Source organism: Bacillus sp. FSL W8-1202 (assembly GCF_038006165.1).
Taxonomy (GTDB): domain Bacteria; phylum Bacillota; class Bacilli; order Bacillales; family Bacillaceae; genus Bacillus; species Bacillus subtilis.
In genome coordinates, this window is sequence record NZ_JBBOUR010000001.1 from 1,302,501 (window position 1) to 1,328,270 (window position 25,770).

General features: G+C 44.3%; 21 protein-coding genes, 5 tRNA genes and 2 pseudogenes (1 of these 28 cut by a window edge). 14 read left to right on the forward strand and 14 right to left on the reverse strand.

Annotated features, from left to right (window positions below):
- Together NSQ09_RS06890 and NSQ09_RS06895 are read left to right on the forward strand one after the other, a co-directional pair.
- A protein-coding gene (locus NSQ09_RS06890) for a SulP family inorganic anion transporter (RefSeq protein ID WP_341030726.1) crosses the window boundary here: on the forward strand, positions 1-823 show its 3' portion. Its footprint begins 614 nt before the window's first position; the window shows 823 of its 1,437 coding nt (coding positions 615-1,437); its start codon lies off the left edge, out of view; its stop codon occupies positions 821-823.
- 145 nt (positions 824-968) lie between these two features.
- Positions 969-1,890: pseudogene (locus NSQ09_RS06895) on the forward strand (bile acid:sodium symporter family protein).
- 9 nt (positions 1,891-1,899) lie between these two features.
- Here NSQ09_RS06895 and NSQ09_RS06900 read toward each other — a convergent pair.
- The 13 genes and pseudogenes from NSQ09_RS06900 to NSQ09_RS06960 form a co-directional block, all read right to left on the reverse strand.
- Positions 1,900-2,652 carry an alpha/beta hydrolase gene (locus tag NSQ09_RS06900; protein ID WP_003234982.1) on the reverse strand — a complete coding sequence of 251 codons (753 nt, stop codon included), beginning with the start codon at positions 2,650-2,652 and terminating at the stop codon, positions 1,900-1,902.
- The gene (feuC, locus tag NSQ09_RS06905; RefSeq protein ID WP_003234980.1) at positions 2,649-3,659 is read right to left on the reverse strand and encodes an iron ABC transporter permease FeuC; all 1,011 of its coding nucleotides are present in this window, start codon (positions 3,657-3,659) and stop codon (positions 2,649-2,651) included. The genes NSQ09_RS06900 and feuC overlap by 4 nt, the downstream gene beginning before the upstream one ends.
- Positions 3,652-4,656, reverse strand: coding sequence for a FecCD family ABC transporter permease (locus NSQ09_RS06910; protein WP_003234979.1), 1,005 nt, complete (start codon positions 4,654-4,656; stop codon positions 3,652-3,654). The genes feuC and NSQ09_RS06910 overlap by 8 nt, the downstream gene beginning before the upstream one ends.
- Positions 4,657-4,674: 18 nt before the next feature.
- On the reverse strand, positions 4,675-5,628 hold the full coding sequence (gene feuA / locus NSQ09_RS06915; RefSeq protein ID WP_014475620.1) for an iron ABC transporter substrate-binding protein FeuA: 954 nt from the start codon (positions 5,626-5,628) through the stop codon (positions 4,675-4,677).
- Between the two features lie 90 nt (positions 5,629-5,718).
- A complete protein-coding gene (gene btr / locus NSQ09_RS06920; RefSeq protein WP_341030728.1) occupies positions 5,719-7,308 on the reverse strand; it encodes a bacillibactin transport transcriptional regulator Btr in 1,590 nt (529 codons plus the stop codon).
- 190 nt (positions 7,309-7,498) lie between these two features.
- Positions 7,499-8,743 carry an exo-beta-N-acetylmuramidase NamZ family protein gene (locus tag NSQ09_RS06925; RefSeq protein WP_017694924.1) on the reverse strand — a complete coding sequence of 415 codons (1,245 nt, stop codon included), beginning with the start codon at positions 8,741-8,743 and terminating at the stop codon, positions 7,499-7,501.
- A 13-nt stretch (positions 8,744-8,756) separates the two neighbouring features.
- On the reverse strand, positions 8,757-10,685 hold the full coding sequence (gene nagZ, locus NSQ09_RS06930; protein ID WP_017694925.1) for a beta-N-acetylhexosaminidase: 1,929 nt from the start codon (positions 10,683-10,685) through the stop codon (positions 8,757-8,759).
- Between the two features lie 27 nt (positions 10,686-10,712).
- Positions 10,713-12,038, reverse strand: a complete 1,326-nt coding sequence (gene amiE / locus NSQ09_RS06935) for an N-acetylmuramoyl-L-alanine amidase (RefSeq protein WP_017694926.1) — start codon at positions 12,036-12,038, stop codon at positions 10,713-10,715.
- Positions 12,039-12,094: 56 nt separating this feature from the next.
- Positions 12,095-13,462: a PTS transporter subunit EIIC gene (locus NSQ09_RS06940; RefSeq protein WP_014475625.1), complete on the reverse strand. Its 1,368-nt coding sequence runs from the start codon at positions 13,460-13,462 to the stop codon at positions 12,095-12,097.
- Positions 13,463-13,487: 25 nt separating this feature from the next.
- Entirely contained in the window at positions 13,488-14,339 is an 852-nt protein-coding gene (locus NSQ09_RS06945) for a MurR/RpiR family transcriptional regulator (RefSeq protein WP_341030729.1), read from the reverse strand.
- Positions 14,340-14,355: 16 nt separating this feature from the next.
- Positions 14,356-15,270, reverse strand: a complete 915-nt coding sequence (murQ, locus tag NSQ09_RS06950) for an N-acetylmuramic acid 6-phosphate etherase (RefSeq protein WP_017694928.1) — start codon at positions 15,268-15,270, stop codon at positions 14,356-14,358.
- A 109-nt stretch (positions 15,271-15,379) separates the two neighbouring features.
- Positions 15,380-15,861: pseudogene (locus NSQ09_RS06955) on the reverse strand (GNAT family N-acetyltransferase).
- Between the two features lie 12 nt (positions 15,862-15,873).
- The gene (locus NSQ09_RS06960; RefSeq protein ID WP_041339965.1) at positions 15,874-16,329 is read right to left on the reverse strand and encodes a DUF523 domain-containing protein; all 456 of its coding nucleotides are present in this window, start codon (positions 16,327-16,329) and stop codon (positions 15,874-15,876) included.
- Positions 16,330-16,508: 179 nt separating this feature from the next.
- On the opposite strand from NSQ09_RS06960, the gene NSQ09_RS06965 reads away from it, so the two are divergent.
- The 12 genes from NSQ09_RS06965 (at position 16,509) to NSQ09_RS07020 (ending at position 24,572) form a co-directional block, all read left to right on the forward strand.
- A tRNA-Glu gene (locus NSQ09_RS06965) sits at positions 16,509-16,583 on the forward strand.
- A gap of 3 nt (positions 16,584-16,586) precedes the next feature.
- Positions 16,587-16,662 (forward strand) — tRNA-Val (locus tag NSQ09_RS06970).
- A gap of 4 nt (positions 16,663-16,666) precedes the next feature.
- A tRNA-Thr gene (locus NSQ09_RS06975) sits at positions 16,667-16,739 on the forward strand.
- Between the two features lie 22 nt (positions 16,740-16,761).
- A tRNA-Tyr gene (locus NSQ09_RS06980) sits at positions 16,762-16,846 on the forward strand.
- A 4-nt stretch (positions 16,847-16,850) separates the two neighbouring features.
- Positions 16,851-16,922: transfer RNA gene (locus tag NSQ09_RS06985), tRNA-Gln, on the forward strand.
- A 230-nt stretch (positions 16,923-17,152) separates the two neighbouring features.
- Positions 17,153-17,716 (forward strand): RNA polymerase sigma factor SigW, encoded by a 564-nt coding sequence (gene sigW / locus NSQ09_RS06990; RefSeq protein WP_014478649.1) that lies wholly within the window; start codon positions 17,153-17,155, stop codon positions 17,714-17,716.
- 13 nt (positions 17,717-17,729) lie between these two features.
- Complete coding sequence (rsiW, locus tag NSQ09_RS06995; protein WP_003234951.1) at positions 17,730-18,356, forward strand: anti-sigma-W factor RsiW; 627 nt, start codon at positions 17,730-17,732, stop codon at positions 18,354-18,356.
- Positions 18,357-18,516: 160 nt separating this feature from the next.
- Positions 18,517-19,338 carry a diadenylate cyclase CdaA gene (cdaA, locus tag NSQ09_RS07000; RefSeq protein WP_003223651.1) on the forward strand — a complete coding sequence of 274 codons (822 nt, stop codon included), beginning with the start codon at positions 18,517-18,519 and terminating at the stop codon, positions 19,336-19,338.
- Positions 19,331-20,785 (forward strand): CdaA regulatory protein CdaR, encoded by a 1,455-nt coding sequence (cdaR, locus tag NSQ09_RS07005; RefSeq protein ID WP_144458985.1) that lies wholly within the window; start codon positions 19,331-19,333, stop codon positions 20,783-20,785. Before cdaA ends, cdaR begins: the two co-directional genes overlap by 8 nt.
- Positions 20,786-20,803: 18 nt before the next feature.
- Positions 20,804-22,150: a phosphoglucosamine mutase gene (glmM, locus tag NSQ09_RS07010; protein WP_014478651.1), complete on the forward strand. Its 1,347-nt coding sequence runs from the start codon at positions 20,804-20,806 to the stop codon at positions 22,148-22,150.
- 432 nt (positions 22,151-22,582) lie between these two features.
- On the forward strand, positions 22,583-24,385 hold the full coding sequence (glmS, locus tag NSQ09_RS07015; RefSeq protein WP_041339973.1) for a glutamine--fructose-6-phosphate transaminase (isomerizing): 1,803 nt from the start codon (positions 22,583-22,585) through the stop codon (positions 24,383-24,385).
- 46 nt (positions 24,386-24,431) lie between these two features.
- Entirely contained in the window at positions 24,432-24,572 is a 141-nt protein-coding gene (locus tag NSQ09_RS07020) for a hypothetical protein (protein ID WP_141556142.1), read from the forward strand.
- A gap of 280 nt (positions 24,573-24,852) precedes the next feature.
- Here the strand turns inward: NSQ09_RS07020 and alkA are convergent, their stop codons facing one another.
- Positions 24,853-25,764: a DNA-3-methyladenine glycosidase II gene (gene alkA, locus NSQ09_RS07025; RefSeq protein ID WP_041352198.1), complete on the reverse strand. Its 912-nt coding sequence runs from the start codon at positions 25,762-25,764 to the stop codon at positions 24,853-24,855.
- Positions 25,765-25,770 lie beyond the last annotated feature (6 nt).

Here is a 25,770-nt window from a genome sequence, read left to right on the forward strand (position 1 = left end):
TTTCTTAATCCCTGATGTTCCGTTTACCTTTGAAACACTGCAAATTATTTTTCCTTATTCAATTGCTTTAGCGTTTGTCGGGTTGCTTGAATCTTTGCTGACAGCGCAGATTATTGATGAAATGACGGATACGGACAGTGATAAAAATAAAGAGAGCCGCGGACAAGGAATTGCGAATATCGTGACTGGATTCTTTGGCGGAATGGCAGGCTGCGCTATGATCGGACAATCTGTCATTAATACAAAAGCGGGCGGTCGCGGACGTTTGTCAGCATTTGTTGCCGGTGCTTTTCTGATGTTTTTAATTGCGGTGTTAAGTCATGTCGTGGTGAAAATCCCAATGGCGGCGTTAGTAGCTGTAATGGTTATGGTGTCTGTCGGCACTTTTGATTGGTCTTCTTTAAAAGGTCTCAAAAAAGCGCCGCTCACGGACTCGATTGTCATGGTTGTGACTGTGGTTACGGTTGTTGTGACGGATGACTTATCTAAGGGTGTATTTGTCGGTGTTCTTTTAAGTGCCGTGTTCTTTGTAGCAAAAATCTCGAAGCTGAAAATCGTTTCTCATGCAGAGGATCAAAAGCTTAGAACGTATCAAGTGAAGGGGCAAATCTTTTTTGCGTCAGTGACTGATCTTACGAATGCGTTTATATATCAAGAGGATATTGAGCGGGTTGTGATTGACTTAACTGAAGCTCACGTATGGGACGATTCTGGTGCGGCCGCACTTGATAAGATTGTTGCGAAGTTTAAGGAACAAGGCATTGAAGCTGAGTTAAAAGGTTTGAATAAAGCGAGTAAATCTCTAATGAAACAGATGGCATAAAATAGAGAAGCCCAGATGAATGAGATCTGGGCTTTTTTATATAACATACACTTAAGCAGCATTGATATAATAGAGAGAAGAGAAATTTTAAATAGGGGACTTGCATATGATGCTTCAGAAGCTGAACCGTGTATTGGGGAGAGTGATGCCGCTGTTAACGCCGACTAGTGTGGTGCTGGGCGTGCTGCTGTCTCAGTTTTTAAATGGGTATGAATGGGCTGTGCCTTGGATCTTTGCTTTTATTACGTTTGCAGGCAGTTTGAGCGCGAACTTTCAATCTTTGAGACATGCATTGTCTCACCCTCTCCCTATGATTCTTGCACTATTCGTTCTTCATATTTTCATGCCGCTTTTTGCTTGGGGCAGCGGCCATCTTATATTTAAAGGTGATCCTTTGACGATTACCGGTTTAACATTGGCTGTTGTGATTCCTACGGGGATTACAAGCTTGATTTGGGCAGCGATGTACAAAGGGAATGTCGGTTTGACACTTTCGATTATTTTAATTGATACTGTGCTGTCACCGCTAATCGTACCGCTGAGTCTTTCATTGCTGGCCGGCGCTCAGGTTCATATGGATGTGTGGGGAATGATGAAAGGTCTGATTGTAATGGTCGTGATTCCTTCTTTTCTGGGCATGCTGTTTAATCAGATGTCATCTCCAGAAAGAACTGCGTCTGTGAGCAGTGCGCTGTCGCCTCTTTCAAAGCTTTGCTTGATGGCAGTGATTGCGATTAACAGTTTCAGCGATTGCTCCTTATTTCAAAGCCATTGATTTGAGATTTGCAGGAATAGCTGTAACAGTATTCTTTATCGCGTTAACAGGCTATGCCGCTGCTTGGCTGATCGGAAAAATGATGAAAAGGCGCCAAGAGGAAATAGTCTCTCTTATTTTTACGGGAGGCATGAGGAATATAAGTGCCGGCGCAGTTCTTGCCGTTACGTTCTTCCCGTCTCAGGTTGCCGTTCCTGTTGTGATCGGCATGCTGTTTCAGCAGATATTGGCTGCTTTGTTTGGCTATATGCTGAATCGTTTTGAATTAAAACCAATGTTGCAGAAGGCATAAAAAAACCGCTCATAGGGTTGAGCGGTTTTTTCCGTATAGCCATTCGAGCGCGTTGATGAACTGTTTGCAGAAATACTTGTGGTGGTGCACCGCTCCTTTTTCAATTGAAAGACACAACTGGTCTTCAGTGAAGCCTTTTTCTTTTAGACTTTGATGAACTTGCTTTGTTTTTTTCAGCATATGTCGCTGAATGGATTGTTTTTCACGGCCTTCTTCACTCCCGATAGACATGAAAACACGTGCAGTGCCGGGCTTTAAAGAAGATATATGAATGGTTTCCGCTGCGTTCTCGTACCAGTATGAACCTGATATAGAGCCTATTTTCCCGAACATTGACGGATATTTTAATATGGCGAACATTGAGATGAGGCCGCCTAATGAGGCACCGATCATTCCTCTTGACTGCGGTTCCCTGGTGACGTTCCAGTTTTCTTCGATTAGCGGAATGAACTGGTTCGTTATATCAGACAGATAGTGATATCCCATTCCGCCGAAGTCCGTGAACCGATCACTGAGTGATGCAGCCGGCCATGGGGTGTATTCATCAAGCCGGTTTTCGGGTTCGATACCGATCAGCACGAGTTCAGGGAGCCTTTGCTGTTGAAAGGCGCTTTCTAGTAATTCGATTTGGTTTTGGAACAAAGAACTGCCATCCTGCACGTAAACAGCAGGAAATCCCCCGCTGTCTGTGCTGTAGGAAGGAGGGAGGTACAGCGTGAACCTCCTGTTGCCGGCTTTGTGTTCTGAAAGAGATCCTTTCAAGCATTCTCCCCCTTTTTTTGCTTGAAAAGCAGATATAAGAAATAAGGAACTCCGAGGATCGCCAAAATGATGCCTGCGGGCACTTCTGCGGGCTGAAAAAACAGTTTTCCGGCAAAGTCTGCGCTTATCACAAGAAGCATCCCGATTAAACCGCTCAGTGGCAGGATATAGCGATGTTCGACGCCAGCCAGTCTCCGTGAGATATGGGGAGCAATTAAGCCGACAAACGCCATACTTCCCGCTACGGAGACACAGGCGCTGATGATTGCTACACAGGCAACGAGAAGGATGGTTTTTTCTTTATTTGATGAAATGCCGAGGCTTCTGACTGTGTCTTCATCAAAACGAATGGTGTCGAGCAGGCGGGATTTGCCGATAAGAATCGGTATAAACAGCAGCATCCATGGGAGTACAGCTGTAATATACGTCCAGTTGGCAGACCAGATGCTTCCGTTTTTCCACACCATGGCCATTTGATAGTCTTGCGGGTCCATTTTTAAAGATAAAAACAAAGACAGGGCGCTGAATCCTGAATTGATCGCAATCCCTACCAAAATAATTCTTCCTGAATCTAAATTGCCTCTGTGCCATGCAAATATGTAAATCAGGATCGCCGCGATGAGCCCGCCTATCAATCCAAAGAGCGGCATTCCCATCGCTGCAGCTATGGATGTCACTTCCTTCTGGCCTTGGAATAAGAGCATAAACGCTACAATGCCAGCTCCTGCCCCTGCGTTGATTCCGAGAATTCCAGGGTCAGCAAGCCCGTTTCTCGTGATGGCCTGGATAACAGCGCCTGCAATGCCAAGACCGAGTCCAATAATAGCAGCCATGACAACCCGCGGCAGTCTTAAATCGAACAGCAAAATTTCATACTGCGGATTCGGGTCGATTTGAAAAAGAGTGGAGAGCAGCTCAGCAGGACGAACAGAAAATGATCCGCTCGTTAAGCTGAAATAGCTGACAACAAGAATCAAAGCGATGAACAATGCATATTTTTTAGCCATTTTGCTCCCCTCCTTTTCGTTTAATTAAATAAAGGAAGAAAGGTACGCCGATAATGGATGTTACGACCTCAATCGGTGTTTCAAACGGATAGTTGATAAATCTGCTTGCGAGATCACACAGGGTTAAAAAGATTCCGCCCAAAATACAGGAACACGGAATCAGCCTGCTGTAATCAGAGCCGACGAGAAATCTCGTGATATGCGGAACAACCAACCCGACAAACGCAATTTTTCCGGCCAGCGCTACGGCACTGCCGGTTAAAATGATGACGGAAAGCATCGCCATGATTTTAATGGTTTTTTTCTTTTGCCCCAGGCTTTTAGAAATGTCGTCCCCTAATGATACAGCGGTTACCTTTTTGCTGAGAGAAATGGCCATTATAATGCCAATCAGGAAAAACGGAGCGGCAAGCTTCAGGAAATCCGGACTCATTTGATGAAGTCTGGCACTGTACCAGAAACTGAGATCCTGAGAAATTTGAAAATAAATCGACATGGCCGCTGATAAGCTGCTGAGCAGCATGCTTGTGACTGTGCCGATGATGGCGAGCTGCACGGGGGTAAATCCGTTTGGCATCATGGCGGCAAGGCCGAATACTAACACCGCTCCTAACGCTGAGCCGATAAAAGAGTATATCATCATTTCAATCGAAGATGATTGCGGGAGCAGAACCATGCAAAGCGTAATGATAAACGCTGAACCATCTGAAACACCCATAATGGATGGCGAAGCTAAATAATTGCGCGTAATGCCCTGCATAAGCGCTCCAGAAACAGCAAGGGCTGCCCCTATGAGCAGAGCGCCGGCAGCCCTTGGAATCCGGGAATGCCATATAATTTGATGGTCTGTGTTTCCCGGATCGAAATGAATAAGAGATGTAAAAACAATATCTGTGCTGAGATGCTTTGCCCCATAAAGGATTGAAAGCAAAAGTGACAGCGCTATAGCAAATGGAGAAGTAATCAATATGATACGTGTCCACTGTTTTGAATACATACAAAAACCTACTCTGAATTAGTTTTGTGTCAATTTTTCAGCAGCCGCTTTCAGGAAACGGACTTTGCTCCAAGCTGTGCCGCCTTGTGCGAGAGGGTCCACTGAGTTGACATACACATGGTCTTCTTTGACTGCTTTAAGGCTTTTCCAGATTGGATTTTTCTCTAAATCTTTTAAGGCATCAGGTTTGTCTGCATTTTCATCATCAGAAAATTGGACGAAAATATGGTCCGGGTTCATTTCACTTAATTTTTCTAATGAAATCAGCTCTTGCGCTTTTGCAGCCTTTACTTCGTTCGGCGCCTTAAGGCCTAAATCACCGTATAGTGTGGAGTTGAAATACACCTGTTCAGGGTAAATGTAAATGTTGCCTTGTCTGATTCTGATGACAAGCGCTTTTGAATCTTTCGCTTTATCGTTGATTTTTGTTTTTGTTTCTTTTAGATCCTGTTCATAGTCTGCAATAATTTTCTTTGCTTTTTTCTCTTTTCCAGTCAGCTGGGCAAGAAGCATCATGTTTTCCTTCCAGTTTGAAGAGATATGAGAAACTGGGATCGTCGTGCCTGCTGTGCTGATTTTTTGCAGCGTTTTTTCCGGAAACTTTGTTGAAGCAAGGATAACATCTGGCTTCATTTCAAGAATCTTTTCAATATTTGGCTCCATTTTTTCTCCGGTTGGTTCGGCTTTATCAGTGATGTCTTTGAACATATCAGGGAATTTGCCGGAGAATGAAATTGCGCCTTGCGGATGAACGTCAAGCAATTTCGCGTCTTCCATTGATTCAACGCTTCCCGTAATGGCAATTTTGTCTGTCGGTACAGTTACTTCATATGTTTTATCAAGGTATTCAATTTTCTTCTTCTCAGATGCTGTGCCGCTTGCCTTGCTGGCAGTTGATTCATTTTTGCTGCCGCAAGCTGCCGCCGTCAGCGCGAGAAGTAAGATTAATAAGGTAAGAGATATCTTTTTCATCTATAGAGCCTCCTGTTCAATTGATAACTATTATCAATTGGAATTATAGAGAATGAACAGATATAACACCATGGACAAATTCCTGATTTATCATGGACAATCTCCGGATAGTAAAGAAACAGTTTGCTGAACGATGCGTTCGTGCCCGCAAGCTGAGTATTCATTCCACGGGTCAAGGGATAGAAGATAAACACGGTTATCTCGTACCGCGCTTAGGTTTTGCCATGCTTCTGTCTGCTGTAATTGCTGGTAGTAAGCTATGGTCTCCGGCTCTTTAAAAAGAAAAAGCATCATACAGTCAGCTTGGTAATTTGCGATATTTTCTAACGAAATCGCTTGTTCTGAAGGTGTGTCAGCCGTTGTTGCCGAGCTGAATCCTAAATCCCCAAAGAAAACTTCGCGGACACTTCGGTTATGAGCCAGATAGAAGTTTTGCTTATGCAGCCTCAAAAAGAGAAAACGCAGCCCTTGAACGTGCTGAAGTGTTTTTTTGGCGGCCGTTGTCTGCTGGTCATAATCCGCTAGCCACTTTTCTGCTTCGGACTCCTCCTTTAAAAATGAGGCAGTTTGCAGAAAGTGGGTTCTCCAGCTTTCTTCTGAAGGAAGGTACATGACTTCTGCGATGCGATTCAGGCGATCTTGTTCTTCTGGAGAAATAGAATCCATGCTGACAATCACATCTGGTTCTGCCTGTGATAACGTGTACAGGTTTTCTTCCCACTTTTCATTAAACCGGTATGCACTGAGCTGGACGGGTATATCTGTCGAATAATGCTGATAGTAGTAAGACGTCCATTTCGGATGCAGAGCGGCCGCAAAAGGTATGTGGTGAAGAGGGATGAGATGGCCCATTGTGCCCCTTCCGTATGCGGCGATTTTCTTTCGGCGTTTTTTCATATAGCTTGTAGGTGAACAGCCTGTATATTTTTTAAAGATTCTGCTGAAATAAAATTCATCTTGATAACCGGTTTGGTGTGCGATTTCTTTCAATTTGCAGTTTGATTTTGCCATGAGCCGTTTTGCCTTTGTGATTCGTGTTTTCGTAATAAATTCTGTTACGCTCTGTCCTGTCCATTTTTTAAAGCTTTCACTGTAGTGTTTGGCACTGATTCCTGCCATTTGCGACAGCTGGGCAAGCGTGATTTTTGTATCGGCATGGGTTTCGATATAGTGTTTTGTTTTTTCGATTGCTGAATGTGTATCCGTTTGATCAGATAAACTGGCAGTAAAGAGGTCATAAATCAGGCTTTGTACTTCAATCACACATTTAAGCTGAGAAAGCTGAGACGATTCATTCCATAGTGCGGCAAGCTCTTGAAGCCGGACTGCAAGATTCTCGATATGCGAAACATTCATAAGCTTCAGGTTGGCTAATTCCGATTCTGTGCACGGTGTGTAAATATCTTGGCCGGCTTCCTTGATATAGCTTTGAAGCCTGATCAGACAGGCATCTATATGTCCATCGGCTGCTGGCGTAAAGCCAAAGGTCTCGTTAGGCGGACAAACATAAAGTGTCTTTTTTTGCAAAGGATTGGTGTTTGTTCCGATCGAAATATAGCCGTTTCCTTTTAAATGAAAAATCAGCACGAATGAATCGGCTAATTGCTGTTCTGAGAAGAGATCACTTGTCTTTTTTAGATATTCAATTTGTACCGGTTGATAAATCACTGCATTTTGCACGAGTAGACCACCTTTTCAGAAACTTTCAATTGATAATCATTTTCAATAAAAATTGTACCAAATAAATGAAAGTTTTCCTATATAAAGCGGGTGGGTTTTTAGCATGAAAAAAACCCTTACTTATGTGTAAAAGTAAGGGTCTTTCGTTCAGTAAGAATATGTTACACGTGTAACATACGATGCTTACGTTCTAATAAATGAGATATTTTTTTCTTGTTTTGCTGAATTGTTGGAGTGTTTTTTCATAGCTGTTTATGATGTCCTCAACCGAAGTTCCATTTTCAATTTTTGTCCTGATCCAGCCGTTGCCTGCCAGTTTATCAAATGAACCTGTTGACAGGAACTCAAAATCCTCAGGATAGAGATCGTGTATGGTTTTAATGACTGAAAGACCTGTTTTAACGGCTTCAAACTTATCTCTGTCTGTCACATAGAGCTGCACACCGTGGCAAAGCGTTCCTTGATGTTTAGAAAACGTCGGTGTGAAGGATGCTGCCCTAAATGTAACGCCCGGCAAATGGAGGCTGTTTAATGTTTCTTCAAGTTCTGTGCTTTTGATAAAGGGAGCTCCGATCAATTCGAATGGTTTTGTTGTCCCTCGCCCTTCGGATATATTTGTTCCTTCAATCAGCCCGGTTGCAGGATAAACAAATGTGCTTTCCACCGTCGGCATGTTAGGCGAAGGGAGGACGAAAGGCAATCGGGTATCGTCAAAATCCATTTTTCGTTTCCAGTGTTTCATTTTTACCACTGTAAGATCGGCATCAATATCAAATTCTTTGTTGAACAGTAAAGCCAATTCGCCTATCGTCATCCCATGCTTCAATGGAATGGGATACAATCCGACAAATGAGGCGTATTCAGGTTCTAAGATTGGTCCTTCAATATGATTCCCGCCTTGAGGATTCGGACGGTCCAGCACCATAAATGGAATGCCGTTTTCTTTAGCGGCTTCCATTGCGTATGCCATTGTATAAATGTACGTGTAGAAACGGGTCCCGACATCCTGAATGTCAAACATTAGAATATCGACATTTTTCAGCATTTCTGGAGTCGGTTTTTTCGTTTTTCCGTAGAGGCTGTATACGGGAACCCCGGTTTTTTCGTCAATGTAAGAGCCTACTTCGTCTCCAGCCTGGGCGTCACCGCGGACGCCGTGTTCAGGGCCGAATAAAGCTGTCAGTTTGATATCTGGGTTCTCGTAAAGAATATCGACACTGCTTTTCAGAGATGCGTCTACTCCGGTTGGATTGGTGATCAGTCCGATGCGTTTTCCCTTGAGCTGTTTTTTATAGTTTGGCAAGAGCGTGTCTATACCAGTCTGGACTTTAGGCTTTTTAGCCGTTTGATTCTTTGAATCGGGTGAAGCAGAGGCAGCGGTTATCGTTCCGAACATCATGAGCCCTGTCAGAAAAGCGAATATTGTTTTTCTCATGTGTCCCTCCTTATTAAAGCGGTCTTCCCGTTTTGATATTTAATCCGTAGCCAAATGGGTAAAGGGTGTTCCCTGGTTTCGTGGCTGACGGAATGTCAACTGGAAGTGTGCCTTTAGGTTTTGCCTGGCCGAATATCGCCATCACTCCGGCCGGAATATTAGGTTGAAGATAACGGCCATTTGCGTATCCTTTAAAGCCATAGACTGCAATCAGTGCCTTTGCTTCTTCGAAATTGGCTGCGTCATAGGGGTTGCGCAGACTCATTAAGACAAATGGTTTGTTGTGCTGCAGTGCGGCTTTCATGACAGCTCTCGGAAACACGGTGGCCCATTTGCTTGAATCTGATATTGTGTCGTCGATGACACCGTCGTTGACGACAGGGTCATTTTTGACGACATAGGAGCCGGTTATGATATAATCAGCCTCTTTTACTTGTTTTTCATGCTCGGCCTTAAATACTTGGTTGGCAAAGTTCATTTTGCTGAGGGATACGGGTTTGATTTTCTTTCGCTTGATGAGATCGTGAATGGTTTGTTCGATTGAAGCAGTTTGTTCTTCGTAAGGTGCCACAATTAAGATTCGGCTGCCTTTTTTAGGCTTGAATGGCAAAGTGTGCTGTTCATTTTTTAATACAGTTACTGCTTTTTCAGCTATTTTTTTCTCTGCTTTCAGGTGCTGCTTGCTTCCTACGATTTTTTTGGCTTTGGCTATTTTTTCTTTTGTACTGTCGCTGTTTCGCGCTGGATACATGCCGCGTTTTATTTTCAGGGAAATGATTCTTTCAACTGAATTGTTGATTTGTTGTTCAGGAATATCCCCGTTTTTCACGGCTTCTTTCAAAGCTTGAATAACACGTGCGAATTTCTGTTCTTCTTTCAATGAAGTGACTGAGGCTGGCATTAATGCAATATCGACACCAGCTTTTACGGCCATGACCACAGCCTCTTCCTGTCCGAAATGATCTGCGATTGCCTTCATATTGAGCGCATCGGTAACGATGACCCCATTAAAGCCCATTTCCTGACGAAGAAGACCTGTCATCACTTTTTTTGAAAGTGTAGCTGGAACCAGAATGTCCGATCCATCGAGTTTGCTTTTGTAAGTGGTGTCATCAAAGGCGGGAAACTGAACATGGGCTGTCATCACCATATCAGCACCAGCATCAATTGCTTTTTGAAAAGGATAAAGCTCGACCTCACGAAGCCGTTCTTGGCCATGGGAAACGAGCGGCAGTCCATAATGGCTGTCAACGTCCGTGTCTCCATGTCCCGGGAAATGTTTGAGGGCAGACGCGATATCCTGCCGCTGCAACCCTTTCATCGTATATAGACCGAGGCGTGATGTCAGTTCTCGATTGGAGCTGAATGACCGTACGCCGATTACAGGATTATCAGGATTATTGTTAATGTCCACGACAGGGCTGAAATCTGTATTGATGCCTAAGGCAGAGAGCTCTTTCCCGATGATGCTGCCGGTCTGATACCCATTGATTCTGCTTCTGGCTGCGCCCAGCGCCATATTCCCTGGGAAATTAGTGCCCTCCCCTAACCTCGTTACAATGCCGCCTTCCTGATCAATACTCAGCATGAGCGGGATTTTTGGACTTGCCTTTTGGTAATCGTCTGTCAGCTGGACAGTTTGTTTTGTTGTTTTTACATTTTCTGCAAAAAGGATGATGCCTCCGAATTGATATTTCTTGACGAGGCTGGCGACTTCATCATTCATTTCTGTAAGGGCTTGCGGAGAGGACTCGCCTTCCTTTTGCCAATTTCTAAAATCAGGCATCAGCATCTGGCCGAGTTTTTCATCTAACGACATACGATTGACAATCTGATTGGCATCGATTGAACGTTTGGATGCAGAGGCTTCTGTCTGTCTGGCCCCGAAAAAGCATGAAAGAAAGAGAACGGCTGAAAGGATAAGCGGAAAGACAGGTCTCATAGAAACTTCCTCCTATCGTCTAATTATTCACTCCATCGCTTCATAAATCGCGGTTATGACACTTTCATAACTGCCTGTTGCAAATTGATCACCCTCAAAGACGTTTGGATTTTCTTCCGGATCAATAACTGGTGTATGCTTTTTATTTGTTAACAATGCGATGCCTAAATTGTATGCTGGATCAATAATTGTAACTGTCCCTGTCCAGCCGGTATGCCCGTAAGCATTTTCACTGGCATGAGGGCCAAACATCCATTCCATGCTTTTACTTCCGTTCCGCCTCCAGCCAAGAGCGAATGTCGGGTCTGTTGCTGAAGGTGCTGTAAACAGGTCGGCTGTTTTCTGATCAAATAAAGAAATGTTTCGGTATGAACCTTTGTTTAACATGACTTGCAGCAGTATGGCCATATTATCTGCATTTGAGAACAATCCGGCATGCCCAGACACGCCATCCATTGAGTAAAACGCTTTTTCGTCATGCACCTCTCCTTGCAGCGTGTTTGTGCGGATGTTAGGGAATTGAATAACGCCGTCACGTGTATTGCCCATTCGTTCAGTAGCTGCGAACTGTTTCGGTTTAAAGCCCTTTTGCAGCGGATTGTACAAGGTATGCTTCAGCCTGAGCGGTTTGTAAAGCTCTTGCTCCGTGTAGACATCAAGCGGTTTGCCGGTGAGTTTTTCGACAATACACCCAAGTAGCATATATCCAATGTCACTGTATACGTGTTTTGTCCCGGTTTGATAATCGAGCGGAATTTTCGTCAAATATTCAATCGTTTTGTCCCGTTCTTGGGAATAGTACTTGCCGGCTTTTTCCGGCGTGTAAAAGTAAAAGCTTGATGGGAGCCCTGATTGGTGCTGGAGGACATCAATGACACGTATCTTGTCTTTTCCTTTTATGAGGTCACCCGGCTGATCCTTGAAACCCGGCAAATATGCAGAAACTTTTTCATAGACGTCAAGTTTTCCTTGGCTGACTAAGCGCTGCAATGCAAAATTTGTTGCGTACATTTTTGTATTTGAGGCTAAGTCAAACATCGTGCGGGTTTTCATTTTGGCCGGACGGCGCAGCAGTTCTGACCCTTCGTACTTTTTACTGTAGCCGTATGCTGCTTTTTTTATGATGCGTCCATCCTTCACCACCACAAGAACGGCGCCTGGAAATCCTGCTGCAATATCCCGTTCTATCATCTGATCTACCTTCCTTAGCTTCTTCGGCGAGAATTGTGCAGTTTCTGCATTTATGGTTTTCGGCTCAACCAAGTTGTCTGCTGTTTGTGCGAAGGTTTCATTTGGCGCGAATATCGATAGGGTTAAAATGGCACTGAATATGAACAGTGTCTTTGTTTTCACAGGCTAGCCCCTTTCTGTGCTTCTATCCCGTTTACTATCCCTAAAACAGAAACAATTTAATCGAACTGAGAAGCCATTTCATCTTTATATCCGAATGCATAGGTCAATAAAAAACCGGCCGCGTAGGAAATAAAGAGCCCAACGATATACAGGATGATTTGCGAAGGCAGGACTAGAAAAGAAAGCGGCAGTCCGGAGACACCAATCGCAATGGTGGCTACTTGAAAATACGCTTGAAAGGCGCCGCCGATTCCAGCTCCTAAACATGCTGTTAAAAACGGACGGCCAAGCGGCAGCGTGACTCCGAAAATAAGCGGTTCACCAATGCCGAGCAGTCCCGATGGAAGCCCGCCGGCGATTGCTTTCCTCAGTGTTGTTTTTTTCGTCTTCACGAAAACGGCAAAGGCCGCGCCTACCTGTCCTGCACCTCCCATAGCCAAAATAGGGAGCAGAGGATCATTGCCAATTGAATTGATCAGTTCCATGTGCACAGGCGTCAAGCCTTGATGCAGTCCGGTTACGACGAGAGGAAGGAAGGTTGCGCCCAGAATAAAGCCTGCAGCGATGCCGCCGATGTCCAGGATGGACAGAAGGCCGGATGTAATGGCATCAGAAATGAATCCGCCTAAAGGCATAAATACGACATACGTTACGATTCCGGTGATTAACAGTGAAACGGTGGGTGTGACAATGATATCGAGTGATTGAGGGATAAAACGGCGAATAAATTGTTCAGTGTAAGCAATGAATATGGCTGCGAAAAGGACGCCGATCAGACCTCCCCTGCCCGGGAGAAGCTCTTCTCCAAATAAACTGATTTTTGCGATCTCCGGATTGATAATCAAGATCCCGGCCAAAGCCCCGAGTGCGGGTGTCCCGCCAAATTCTTTCGAAGCGTTAATACCGACGAGAATGCCGAGATAAGTGAAAAGCCCTGATCCGATGACTGTCAGGATAACCGCAATTTGTGAGTCTGCAGAGAGCCAGCCTGCTTGAATAATTGCTTTGGTAATCCCAGTAATTAAACCGGAAGCGACTAGAGCGGGAATAAGAGGGATAAAAATGCTGGCAATTTTACGTAAGAAAAGTTTAAAAGGAGTGGCGTTTTTTCGATTGATATCGGCTTTCTTTTTGGCCGCTGCTTCTTTGACATCGGCACCTTCTTCTGCTGACACGAGCTTTGAGAAAGCAGCTGTAACATGATTGACAACTCCTGTGCCGAGGATAATTTGTAAGGTTTCAGCTTCAACGACCCCCAATACGCCGTCAAGCTTTCTTAAAGCCTGAGCATCCGCTTTGCTTTCATCGTAAGGCGTAATGCGCAGGCGTGTCATGCAATGCGTATATGAAGAAATATTGGATTTTCCTCCGCATAGCTCAAGGATTTTCTGTGCGAGATGATGGTAGTTATTTTCTTTGCTCATTAAAACCCCTCCCCTTCAAGATGCCTTATTTTTTTCTCATAGATTGGATGGCTGCTCTTGTTTTATCGATATAACCGGTTGTCATTTCATACTGCTCAGCCGCCATGCCTAAAAACAAAACATCAATTATAAAAAGCTGGGCGAGGCGGGAGGAAGTGGCTGCACTTCGAATCAAGGCTTCATTGGAATGGGCTGTATACAAATGGACATCAGCCAGTGCGGAGACGGATGTCTGACTGAATTGTGTGAGGCTGATCGTTGTGATGCCTTTTTCCTTGGCCATGGCAAACAGTTCAATGATTTCCTGTGTCTCTCCTGAAAACGAAATGGCGAATACGATATCGTCTTTATCTGCATTTGCGATTAAAGATGCCACAAGATGAGTGTCTGTAAACGCGGTTGCTTGTTTATGAATGCGAAGCCACTTTTGCTGGGCGTCCTTGGCGACAATGCCGGAAGCCCCGAGGCCGATAAAATGCACGGTATGAGCTTTGAGAAGCAGAGAAACCGCTCGTTCAAGCTCTTTGTAGTCCATCAGGTCTGAAGTATCCTGAATGGCTTGAATGGCATTGCCGGCCGTTTTTTCGGAAATGGAGGGCAGCGGCTCGTGGGGAACAATATCCCGGTAGCCCTGAGACGTAGGCTTTGCCAGATCGCCCGCTACTCTCATTTTTAAATCTTTAAATCCTTTTAAACCGAGTGATTTGCAGAGCCTGATGACGGCAGCGTCACTTGAATTGGCTAAGGCGCTGATTTCGTTGACCGTGCTTTCGATTGCTTTGTGGGGATGGGCTAGGATATAATCTGCAAGTTTGCGCTCGGATGGAGGGAGCTTATGCTTCATTGATTGGATGATCGCTAAACCGCCTGTGGCCATTCTAGTTCTCTCCTTATCATGGATGGTAATGTTCGATTGCTTTGTCAATGAAACCGTTTGCTTCATCGAGTAATGTCTTTGCTTGTTTCTGATCTGTGCTTGTTTTGAGCATGACGATTGCTGTTTTGACGTGATGATCGGCTTGTTCCAGAGTGTATCTGGCTGTGTCGTATGAAGCGTTTGTAAGGCTTTGGATGATGCTGATGGCGCGTTCTTTTAGTTTTTTGTTGCTGACGTTGACGTCTACCATCAAGTTTTCGTAAACCTTGCCGATTTTGACCATTACAGCGGTAGATATCATGTTTAGAATCATTTTATGAGCGGTTGCGGCTTTCATACGTGTTGATCCTGTAATGGCCTCAGGCCCGACGACAACCTCAATGCTGTGATCCGCATCCTTGCTGATGGCGGAATTTTCATTGCAAGTAAGGGCGATGGTGTGTGCTCCGACTTTGCGGGCGTATCTTAGGGCGCCTGCGGCGTACGGTGTGCGGCCGCTTGCTGCGATGGCAATGACGGTGTCATTTGAAGTGAGCTGTATGTTTCTTAAATCTTCAGCTCCTGCTTCTTCACTGTCTTCAATGCCCTCTGCTGCCTGTAAAAAGGCTTCGGGGCCTCCAGCCATGATTCCGATGACCTGATCTGGGCTTACGCTGTAGGTGGGAGGACATTCAACAGCATCCATGACGCCGAGTCTGCCGCTTGTGCCGGCGCCTGTATATATGAGCCGGCCTCCATTTTGAAACGATTCATATGCGCAGTCTACAGCTGTTTTGATGTCGGGGAGAACCTCCTGAACGGCTGCAGCGACTTTCATATCTTCGTTGTTGATCATTTTGAGGATGCCGAGAGTGTTTGCTTTGTGGATTTCAACTGTTTGGCTATTGCGTGATTCCGTTGTAAGACGGTGAAGGTTTAATGGTTCTGACATGAGGATGCCCCCTGTTTTAAAATGATATATCTCAATATTCAGTATATTCATCTCTGTTATGATATTTCAACTATGTTTTTAAATTTTTGAAATTTTATTTCACTCAAGACTATAAGAAATGATGAAGGATCAACTGTTCTCCAAGCGGGCCGAATCTTCGCCGTCCTTTATCAAGGAACCCGCTTTTCATATAAAGGTGTTTTGCGCGTATGTTCAGATGATTGACGGCCAAGATGATTTCGTCGCACCATGGAAAATATCCGCTCACAAAAGCGGGAAGCAAAAGCATGGCTTTTTTCGCATAGCCTTTTCCGTGATGCACAGAGTTTAAAGACAGGGAGCTGAGCAGTAAAGCAAATCGATTGTTAGAATAAGAAGCAAGCGTTTCTTTTGATGCATGTAAATGAAAAAACCGACTGGAAGGTCGTCTTTTAAGATGACAACCGGGTATCGGTCCTGTATGCCCAGAGCCTGAGACAGCACCTCTTTCGGGAGGGAGGTAAAGCGTTTGTCATCGTTGGTGAGCGTGAATGATTGAAGCTCGGGCAAGTGTTCAGGCTTATAGAAGGATAAAGAAATGTCTTGAGTCATGGGGTGGCCTCCTTACAATATGTCGTCAAGCTCGTTTTCCGAAATGACGCGGTAGCCCGCTTGTTTTAACAGTGCGGCGGTTACTCCGCTGCCGGTGATTTTTTTGCCAGAGAATGTGCCGTTATAGATAAAACCGCTTCCGCAAGATGGACTGTTTTCTTTTAATATGACGGCAGAAGCGTTGATTTCTTCTGCGTAAGCCAATGTTTTCGCGGCGCCTTCCATATATAGTTCTGTGACGTCTTCTCCTGAAGCTGTCACGATTTTCGCTGTTCCATTGAGGACATCCTCGCCGGTGCCTCCTATGATTTCTGCGGGTTCGCGTGGGGTAGAGAAGCCGCCGAGAAGTTCAGGGCAAGCCATGACTGCTTTCTTTTCATCGACGAGTTTTCTGATTTTCTCCGACGCTGCGTGAGAGCCGTTATATCTGCATTCAATGCCTCCAAGGCAAGAACTGACTAGAATCATATTGGTTTCTCCTCTCTTGCTTTGCTTGTCTCTATCATAAAATAAATGGCTTTAGTTGGGAGGCTTTTTCAGTTAAAAAAGGAGTTAAAAAGTTTGAAAATAAAAAATTTAATTTTCCTCTTTACAAACAGGGGGTGACCTGTATATAATAACTTTTGTCAGCTCGACGAGAACACAACGGCCCGTTGGTCAAGCGGTTAAGACACCGCCCTTTCACGGCGGTAACACGGGTTCGAATCCCGTACGGGTCACCATTTGGAGGATTAGCTCAGCTGGGAGAGCATCTGCCTTACAAGCAGAGGGTCGGCGGTTCGAGCCCGTCATCCTCCACCATCTTGCCGGTGTAGCTCAATTGGTAGAGCAACTGACTTGTAATCAGTAGGTTGGGGGTTCAAGTCCTCTTGCCGGCACTGTTTTTTCAAAATTTTATGTGGAGGGGTAGCGAAGTGGCTAAACGCGGCGGACTGTAAATCCGCTCCCTCAGGGTTCGGCAGTTCGAATCTGCCCCCCTCCACCATTATTGGGCTATAGCCAAGCGGTAAGGCAACGGACTTTGACTCCGTCATGCGTTGGTTCGAATCCAGCTAGCCCAGTCACAGACACCTTTGATCAAAAGGTGTCTTTTTTCTTTTCGGGAGAATCATTCCAACTTCTAACTGTTCAGTCTGTATAATAATTTTAAAAATATGTTAAGGTAGTTTATTCACGAATTACCATCTACACCCTGCCAAAAATTTGATAAACTTATTTTATAAAAAAATTGAAACCTTTTGAAACGAAGCTCGTATACATACAGACCGGTGAAGGCAGAGGTTAGATAAATATGGAAATGATGATTAAAAAAAGAATTAAACAAGTCAAAAAAGGCGACCAGAATGCATTTGCGGACATCGTAGATATTTACAAAGATAAAATTTATCAGCTTTGCTACCGTATGCTTGGCAATGTGCATGAGGCGGAGGATATTGCACAGGAAGCTTTCATCAGAGCGTACGTTAATATCGACAGTTTTGATATTAACCGGAAATTTTCAACTTGGCTTTATCGAATCGCGACCAATTTGACCATTGACCGCATTCGCAAAAAGAAGCCGGATTATTACCTCGATGCAGAGGTGGCTGGTACGGAAGGCTTGACCATGTATTCTCAAATCGCCGCAGATGGTGTTTTGCCTGAAGATGCAGTTGTGTCGCTGGAGCTCTCAAACACGATACAGCAGAAAATTTTAAAGCTTCCTGACAAATACAGAACAGTCATCGTATTAAAGTATATTGACGAACTCTCATTAATTGAAATCGGAGAGATTCTAAACATTCCTGTGGGGACTGTGAAAACGCGGATTCACAGAGGCAGAGAGGCTCTTAGAAAACAATTAAGGGATCTTTAAGTGGGGTGATGAAATGAGCTGTCCTGAACAAATTGTGCAGCTTATGCATATGCATCTTGATGGAGATATCCTTCCAAAAGATGAACACGTATTAAATGAACATCTGGAGACATGCGAGAAATGCAGAAAGCATTTTTACGAGATGGAGAAATCCATAGCGCTTGTACGGAGCACATCGCATGTCGAAGCCCCCGCGGATTTTACCGCTAATGTCATGGCAAAATTGCCTAAGGAGAAGAAAAGAGCTTCTGTAAAAAGATGGTTCAGAACCCATCCCGTTATCGCAGCTGCTGCGGTATTCATCATTTTGATGGGCGGGGGTTTTTTTAACAGCTGGCATAATGACCACAATTTCAGCGTGTCCAAGCAGCCGAATCTTGTGGTTCATAACCATACTGTGACCGTGCCAGAAGGTGAGACGGTCAAAGGTGATGTCACTGTCAAAAACGGCAAGCTGATTATTAAAGGCAAAATAGACGGGGATGTAACCGTCGTAAACGGCGAAAAGTATATGGCCTCTGCTGGACAAGTCACCGGTCAGATTGAAGAAATCAATCAATTATTCGACTGGACATGGTACAAGATGAAGTCTGCGGGGAAAAGTGTACTCGATGCATTCAATCCGAACGGAGAAGAGTAAAGCGCGTTAGCCGCTTTGCTCTTTTTTTGCGGGCTGAGAGGGCTGGCACATTTCACTTGCTAAATCGAAATGTGGTATAATGGGCTCGCTATGTAAAGTACATATGCGTAACACGTAAAACACAAAATACGAAATGACTGAAATCTTGGAGGACGAGGAAATGGCTTTTGAGGATATCCCTTTTTTGCAGTACCTCGGCAATGCCGTTGATATTCTCCTTGTTTGGTATGTGATATATAAATTGATTATGGTGATACGCGGCACGAAAGCGGTTCAGCTGTTAAAAGGAATTGTAGTCATCGTGCTTGTTCGTATGGCCAGCCAATATTTGGGCCTCAGCACACTTCAATGGCTGATGGACCAAGCGATAACATGGGGATTTTTAGCAATTATTATTATTTTTCAGCCTGAGCTGAGAAGAGCGCTTGAACAGCTAGGCCGCGGCCGCTTTTTTTCGAGGAGCGGCACGCCTGTTGAAGAAGCGCAGCAGAAAACGATTGAGGCCATTACAAAAGCGATCAATTATATGGCGAAACGCCGTATAGGCGCCCTGCTGACCATTGAGCGGGATACTGGAATGGGGGATTATATTGAGACCGGCATACCACTGAATGCCAAAGTCAGCTCTGAGCTGCTGATCAATATTTTTATTCCAAACACCCCGCTTCATGACGGTGCGGTGATTATGAAAAATAATGAAATTGCCGCAGCCGCCTGTTATCTGCCGCTTTCTGAGAGCCCGTTTATTTCAAAAGAACTGGGCACGCGGCACAGAGCGGCTGTCGGTATCAGTGAAGTAACAGACAGTTTGACGATTATTGTGTCTGAAGAGACCGGCGGCGTCAGTGTGGCAAAGAACGGCGACCTTCACAGAGAGCTTACGGAAGAAGCGCTGAAAGAAATGCTTGAAGCCGAGTTTAAGAAAAACACCAGAGACACTTCTTCTAACCGCTGGTATTGGAGGGGCAAGAAAAATGGATAAATTCTTAAACAACCGCTGGGCTGTGAAAATCATTGCTCTGCTTTTCGCGCTCTTGCTTTATGTGGCGGTTAACAGCAACCAAGCACCGACTCCGAAAAAACCGGGTGAATCTTTCTTTCCGACATCAACAACTGATGAAGCAACTCTGACTGATATTCCGGTTAAAGCGTATTATGATGATGAAAATTACGTCGTGACGGGTGTTCCGCAAACAGTTAATGTCACGATAAAAGGCTCGACAAGCGCCGTGAAAAAGGCTCGGCAGACCAAAAACTTTGAAATATATGCTGATATGGAACATTTGAAAACCGGCACACATAAGGTTGAGCTTAAGGCCAAAAACGTGTCGGATGGGCTGACAATCTCAATTAATCCGTCTGTTACGACAGTGACCATTCAGGAACGGACGACCAAAAGTTTTCCCGTAGAAGTGGAGTACTACAATAAAAGCAAGATGAAAAAAGGCTATTCTCCGGAGCAGCCGATTGTCAGTCCGAAAAATGTGCAGATTACCGGATCGAAAAATGTCATCGATAATATTTCTCTTGTAAAAGCTTCAGTGAATTTGGAAAACGCAGATGAAACGATTGAAAAGGAAGCGAAAGTGACTGTCTATGATAAAGACGGAAACGCGCTTCCTGTCGACGTGGAGCCCTCGGTCATCAAGATTACCGTTCCGGTGACAAGCCCGAGTAAAAAAGTGCCCTTTAAAATTGAACGGACAGGAAGCCTTCCTGACGGTGTCAGCATAGCGAATATTGAATCCAGCCCCAGTGAGGTAACGGTTTACGGCTCACAGGATGTGTTGGATTCTCTTGAATTTATTGACGGCGTCAGCCTAGATTTAAGTAAAATTAACAAGGATTCCGATATCGAGGCAGATATTCCGCTTCCTGACGGTGTCAAAAAAATCTCACCGTCAAAGGTGACTTTGCATATAGAAGTCGATAGTGAAGCGGATCAGAAGTTCGAGAATGTCCCTATCAAGACTGTAGGGCTGAGCAGCTCACAAAACATTGAATATCTTGATCCTGAATCACAAGCGATAGACGTAACGGCTAAAGGCTCTCCCGCGAATATAAAAAAACTGAAAAAATCAGATATTGAATTGTATGTGAATGTTTCAGATTTAGAGGACGGGGAGCATAGCGTGAAGCTTGAAGTGAACGGGCCACAGAATGTAACCTGGTCCTTGGGGCGGAAAAACGCCAAAATCAAGCTGACGTCTAAGAAAAGCAATACATCAACGAATGATAACAGCAGCAATACATCAGGGAACCAGGATGACACAGATAAACAAACAAATGATCAAAAGAACAATCAGCAAGAAGATACAAAGAACACTGATAAAAACAACAACGATCAAAACCAAGACGAAAATAAAGATCAAAACCAAGATCAGGATGAGGATGAATCCACTGCGAATTCACAATCCTCATCGGAATAAAAAAGGAGCGATTATAAAATGGGCAAGTATTTTGGAACAGACGGTGTAAGAGGTGTCGCCAATAGTGAGCTTACACCTGAGCTGGCCTTTAAAGTCGGACGTTTCGGCGGTTATGTGCTGACAAAAGACAAACAACGTCCAAAAGTGCTGATAGGCCGCGATACACGCATCTCCGGCCATATGCTGGAGGGAGCCCTTGTCGCCGGACTTTTATCCATTGGCGCAGAAGTCATGCGCCTGGGTGTCATTTCTACACCAGGTGTATCTTATTTGACAAAAGCGATGGATGCAGAGGCGGGCGTCATGATTTCCGCTTCTCATAACCCAGTGCAGGATAACGGCATCAAATTCTTTGGGGGAGATGGATTTAAGCTTTCTGATGAACAAGAGGCTGAAATTGAGCGCCTGATGGACGAACCTGAAGATAAGCTGCCAAGACCTGTCGGAGCAGACCTTGGACTTGTAAACGATTATTTTGAAGGCGGACAAAAATATCTGCAATTCTTAAAACAGACAGCTGATGAAGATTTCACAGGCATTCATGTGGCATTGGACTGTGCCCATGGCGCAACATCATCCTTGGCGACACACCTGTTTGCTGATTTAGATGCAGATGTTTCTACAATGGGGACTTCCCCGAACGGATTAAACATTAATGACGGCGTTGGTTCGACTCATCCCGAAGCGCTCAGCGCGTTTGTCAAAGAGAAAAACGCGGATCTCGGTCTTGCGTTCGACGGTGACGGCGACCGCCTGATTGCTGTCGATGAAAAAGGAAATATTGTAGACGGCGACCAAATCATGTACATATGCTCAAAACATCTGAAATCAGAGGGCCGTTTAAAGGATGATACTTTGGTTTCAACCGTGATGAGCAACCTCGGCTTCTATAAGGCGCTCGAAAAAGAAGGCATCAAAAGCGTACAGACAGCTGTCGGCGACCGCTACGTAGTAGAAGCAATGAAAAAAGACGGCTACAACGTCGGCGGAGAGCAGTCAGGACATCTTATTTTCCTTGATTACAACACGACAGGGGACGGTTTATTGTCTGCTATTATGCTGATGAACACTTTGAAAGCAACAGGCAAGCCGCTGTCAGAGCTTGCAGCTGAAATGCAGAAGTTCCCGCAGCTGTTAGTCAATGTGAGAGTGACTGATAAATATAAAGTTGAAGAAAATGAAAAAGTAAAAGCAGTTATTTCTGAAGTTGAAAAAGAAATGAACGGCGACGGCCGGATTTTGGTGCGCCCTTCAGGAACTGAACCGCTCGTCCGTGTCATGGCTGAAGCGAAGACGAAAGAGCTGTGCGATGAGTATGTCAATCGCATTGTTGAAGTCGTCCGGTCAGAAATGGGATTAGAGTAACGAAGTCTATTATCAGAGAGTGAACAAGACAAGCGAGGATTACATAAGATAATTGTGAGACATACGGCAAAGTTGTTTAAAAAACAATTGACCGTTTATGCCACATGTTGTAAAATCAAGCTTGTCTTGTTCTTATTTTCTCAATAGGAAAAGAAGACGGGATTATTGCTTTACCTATAATTATAGCGCCCGAACTAAGCGCCCGGAAAAAGGCTTAGTTGACGAGGATGGAGGTTATCGAATTTTCGGCGGATGCCTCCCGGCTGAGTGTGCAGATCACAGCCGTAAGGATTTCTTCAAACCAAGGGGGTGACTCCTTGAACAAAGAGAAATCACATGATCTTCCAAAAACATGTAGGAGGGGACGATTGAAAGTCCCCTTGAAATTTGACTTTCTTCGTCTCCTTTTACAATCTTAGGAGGAAGAAAAATATGTGTGGAATCGTAGGTTATATCGGTCAGCTTGATGCGAAGGAAATTTTATTAAAAGGGTTAGAGAAGCTTGAGTATCGCGGTTATGACTCTGCTGGTATTGCTGTTGCCAACGAACAGGGAATCCATGTGTTCAAAGAAAAAGGACGCATTGCAGATCTTCGTGAAGTTGTGGATGCCAATGTAGAGGCGAAAGCCGGAATTGGGCATACTCGCTGGGCTACACACGGCGAACCAAGCTATCTGAACGCTCACCCGCATCAAAGCGCACTGGGCCGCTTTACACTTGTTCATAACGGCGTGATCGAGAACTATGTTCAGCTGAAGCAAGAGTATTTGCAAGATGTAGAGCTCAAAAGTGACACCGATACAGAAGTAGTCGTTCAAGTAATCGAGCAATTCGTCAATGGAGGACTTGAGACAGAAGAAGCGTTCCGTAAAACACTTACACTGTTAAAAGGCTCTTATGCAATTGCTTTATTCGATAACGACAACAGAGAAACGATTTTTGTAGCGAAAAACAAAAGCCCTCTATTAGTAGGTCTTGGAAATACATTCAACGTCGTAGCCTCTGATGCAATGGCGATGCTTCAAGTAACCAACGAATATGTTGAGCTGATGGATAAAGAAATGGTTATCGTCACTGATGACCAAGTTGTCATCAAAAACCTTGATGGTGACGTGATTACACGTGCGTCTTATATTGCTGAGCTTGATGCCAGTGATATCGAAAAAGGCACGTACCCTCACTACATGTTGAAAGAAACGGATGAGCAGCCTGTTGTTATGCGCAAAATCATCCAAACGTATCAAGATGAAAACGGCAAGCTGTCTGTGCCTGGTGATATCGCTGCCGCTGTAGCGGAAGCGGACCGCATCTATATCATTGGCTGCGGAACAAGCTACCATGCAGGACTTGTCGGTAAACAATATATTGAAATGTGGGCAAACGTGCCGGTTGAAGTGCATGTAGCGAGTGAATTCTCCTACAACATGCCGCTTCTGTCTAAGAAACCGCTCTTCATTTTCCTTTCTCAAAGCGGAGAAACAGCAGACAGCCGCGCGGTTCTCGTTCAAGTCAAAGCACTCGGACACAAAGCCCTGACAATCACAAACGTACCTGGATCAACGCTTTCTCGTGAAGCTGACTATACATTGCTGCTTCATGCAGGCCCTGAGATCGCTGTTGCGTCAACGAAAGCATACACTGCACAAATTGCAGTTCTTGCGGTTCTTGCTTCTGTGGCTGCTGACAAAAACGGCATTGATATCGGATTTGACCTCGTCAAAGAACTCGGTATCGCTGCAAACGCAATGGAAGCTCTATGCGACCAGAAAGACGAAATGGAAATGATCGCCCGTGAATACCTGACTGTATCCAGAAACGCTTTCTTCATCGGACGCGGCCTTGACTACTTCGTATGTGTCGAAGGCGCACTGAAGCTGAAAGAGATTTCTTACATCCAGGCAGAAGGCTTTGCCGGCGGTGAGCTGAAGCACGGAACGATTGCCTTGATCGAACAAGGAACACCAGTATTCGCACTGGCAACTCAAGAGCACGTAAACCTAAGCATCCGCGGAAACGTCAAAGAAGTTGCCGCTCGCGGAGCCAACACATGCATCATCTCACTGAAAGGCCTAGACGATGCGGATGACAGATTCGTACTGCCTGAAGTAAACCCAGCGCTTGCTCCGTTGGTATCTGTTGTTCCATTGCAGCTGATCGCTTACTATGCTGCACTGCATCGCGGCTGTGATGTTGATAAACCGCGTAACCTTGCGAAGAGTGTTACTGTGGAGTAATAAATGTTTAACCCCTTTGGATAAGATTATCTAAAGGGGTGTTTTTATGTCCAAAAGAGAAAGAACGTCTACAGTGGAAAAATGGATTAAAGAAGTTGATGGTACAGGATCCGACTATCGATCGGCCATGGCTATAGATTTAAGATGTTTCCTCATTAGGTCGGTTAACGAGGTTAAAAGGCATTAAAACTTGGAGAGAAACTGCTTTTGCCTAACTGAGTTTTCTGATGTTAATACAGATATTAGAGAGCAGTTCCTCATTATGATACGCTTTTGATAGCAGTTGGAATAAAGCATGCTAGAAATCCGAAAACCGGAGAGCCTATTGGAATGATAACGTGTTTTTTTTAATGTCAATTAATAAAGGCAAAGAATTCTAGAAGTCGCACTTACAATGTACTTGTGGGATTAGGTTTTAAAGCTCATTCTTTTTTTATTGAGTACATTCCGGTTTAAGTTGAAATGATTCAGTAAAGGACACGCCATAAATAAAAGGTAGCGTATGACTCCCATGTTTTCCATGGAACCGATATTTCTAAGATTTCATCTTTCGTAGGCGTTCGATTCATATTACGTAATATTTTTATCGAACGAATTAGACCCACATCATCGATCGGAAAAGCTGTCGGGAACCTAAGGCAGCGCATTAGAACATAATTGGCTGTCCAAGGACCGATTCCTCGTATTTTAATTAAGTTTTTTTCAGCATCTTTAAAGTTCATTTTCATTAATTTTTCCTTCGATAATTTTCCACTTGCCATTAACCTGGCTATTCCAATGATATATTCACTTTTTTTTACTGTCATTTTAATATCTGCCAGATCGGTAGGGGTTAACCGTGCAATTCGCTCATACGGTGGGAACACCCAATACTTTTTACCATTCCATTCAATAGAATCGCCAAATGCTTCTACAAATTGCTTCTTTAAGGAGTACGCGAAGGCTAAGTTAATTTGTTGCCCTAAAACTCCCCAATATAAAGCTTCAAATAAATCGGGAATGCCGATCACTCGCAACCCATAAAATTTTCGGGCAGGCATTTTAAGTAATGGATCTGCTTTCGCCATTTCATAAAATGGTGTTAAATCGTTATCAAGATCAAACCATTCATGAATATATTTTACAATCTCTTCCCGTTTCCACTGCTCAACAGGTCTAGATTCATTTAGGAATTGAACAACCATTTGTTTATTATTGATTACGCTTACCTGCACTAAGGACTGAATTTCCCCAATGGCCATAACTTTTGTAATGATATTGTTCTCTATTTCATACATGCATTCATTTTTATCCCTGGTTAGATAGCCTAGGTTAGCATTCATGTCGAATATTTCAGGTAATGTAATGACGATAACATCATTGACTTCATGCCATGCCACTTTTTC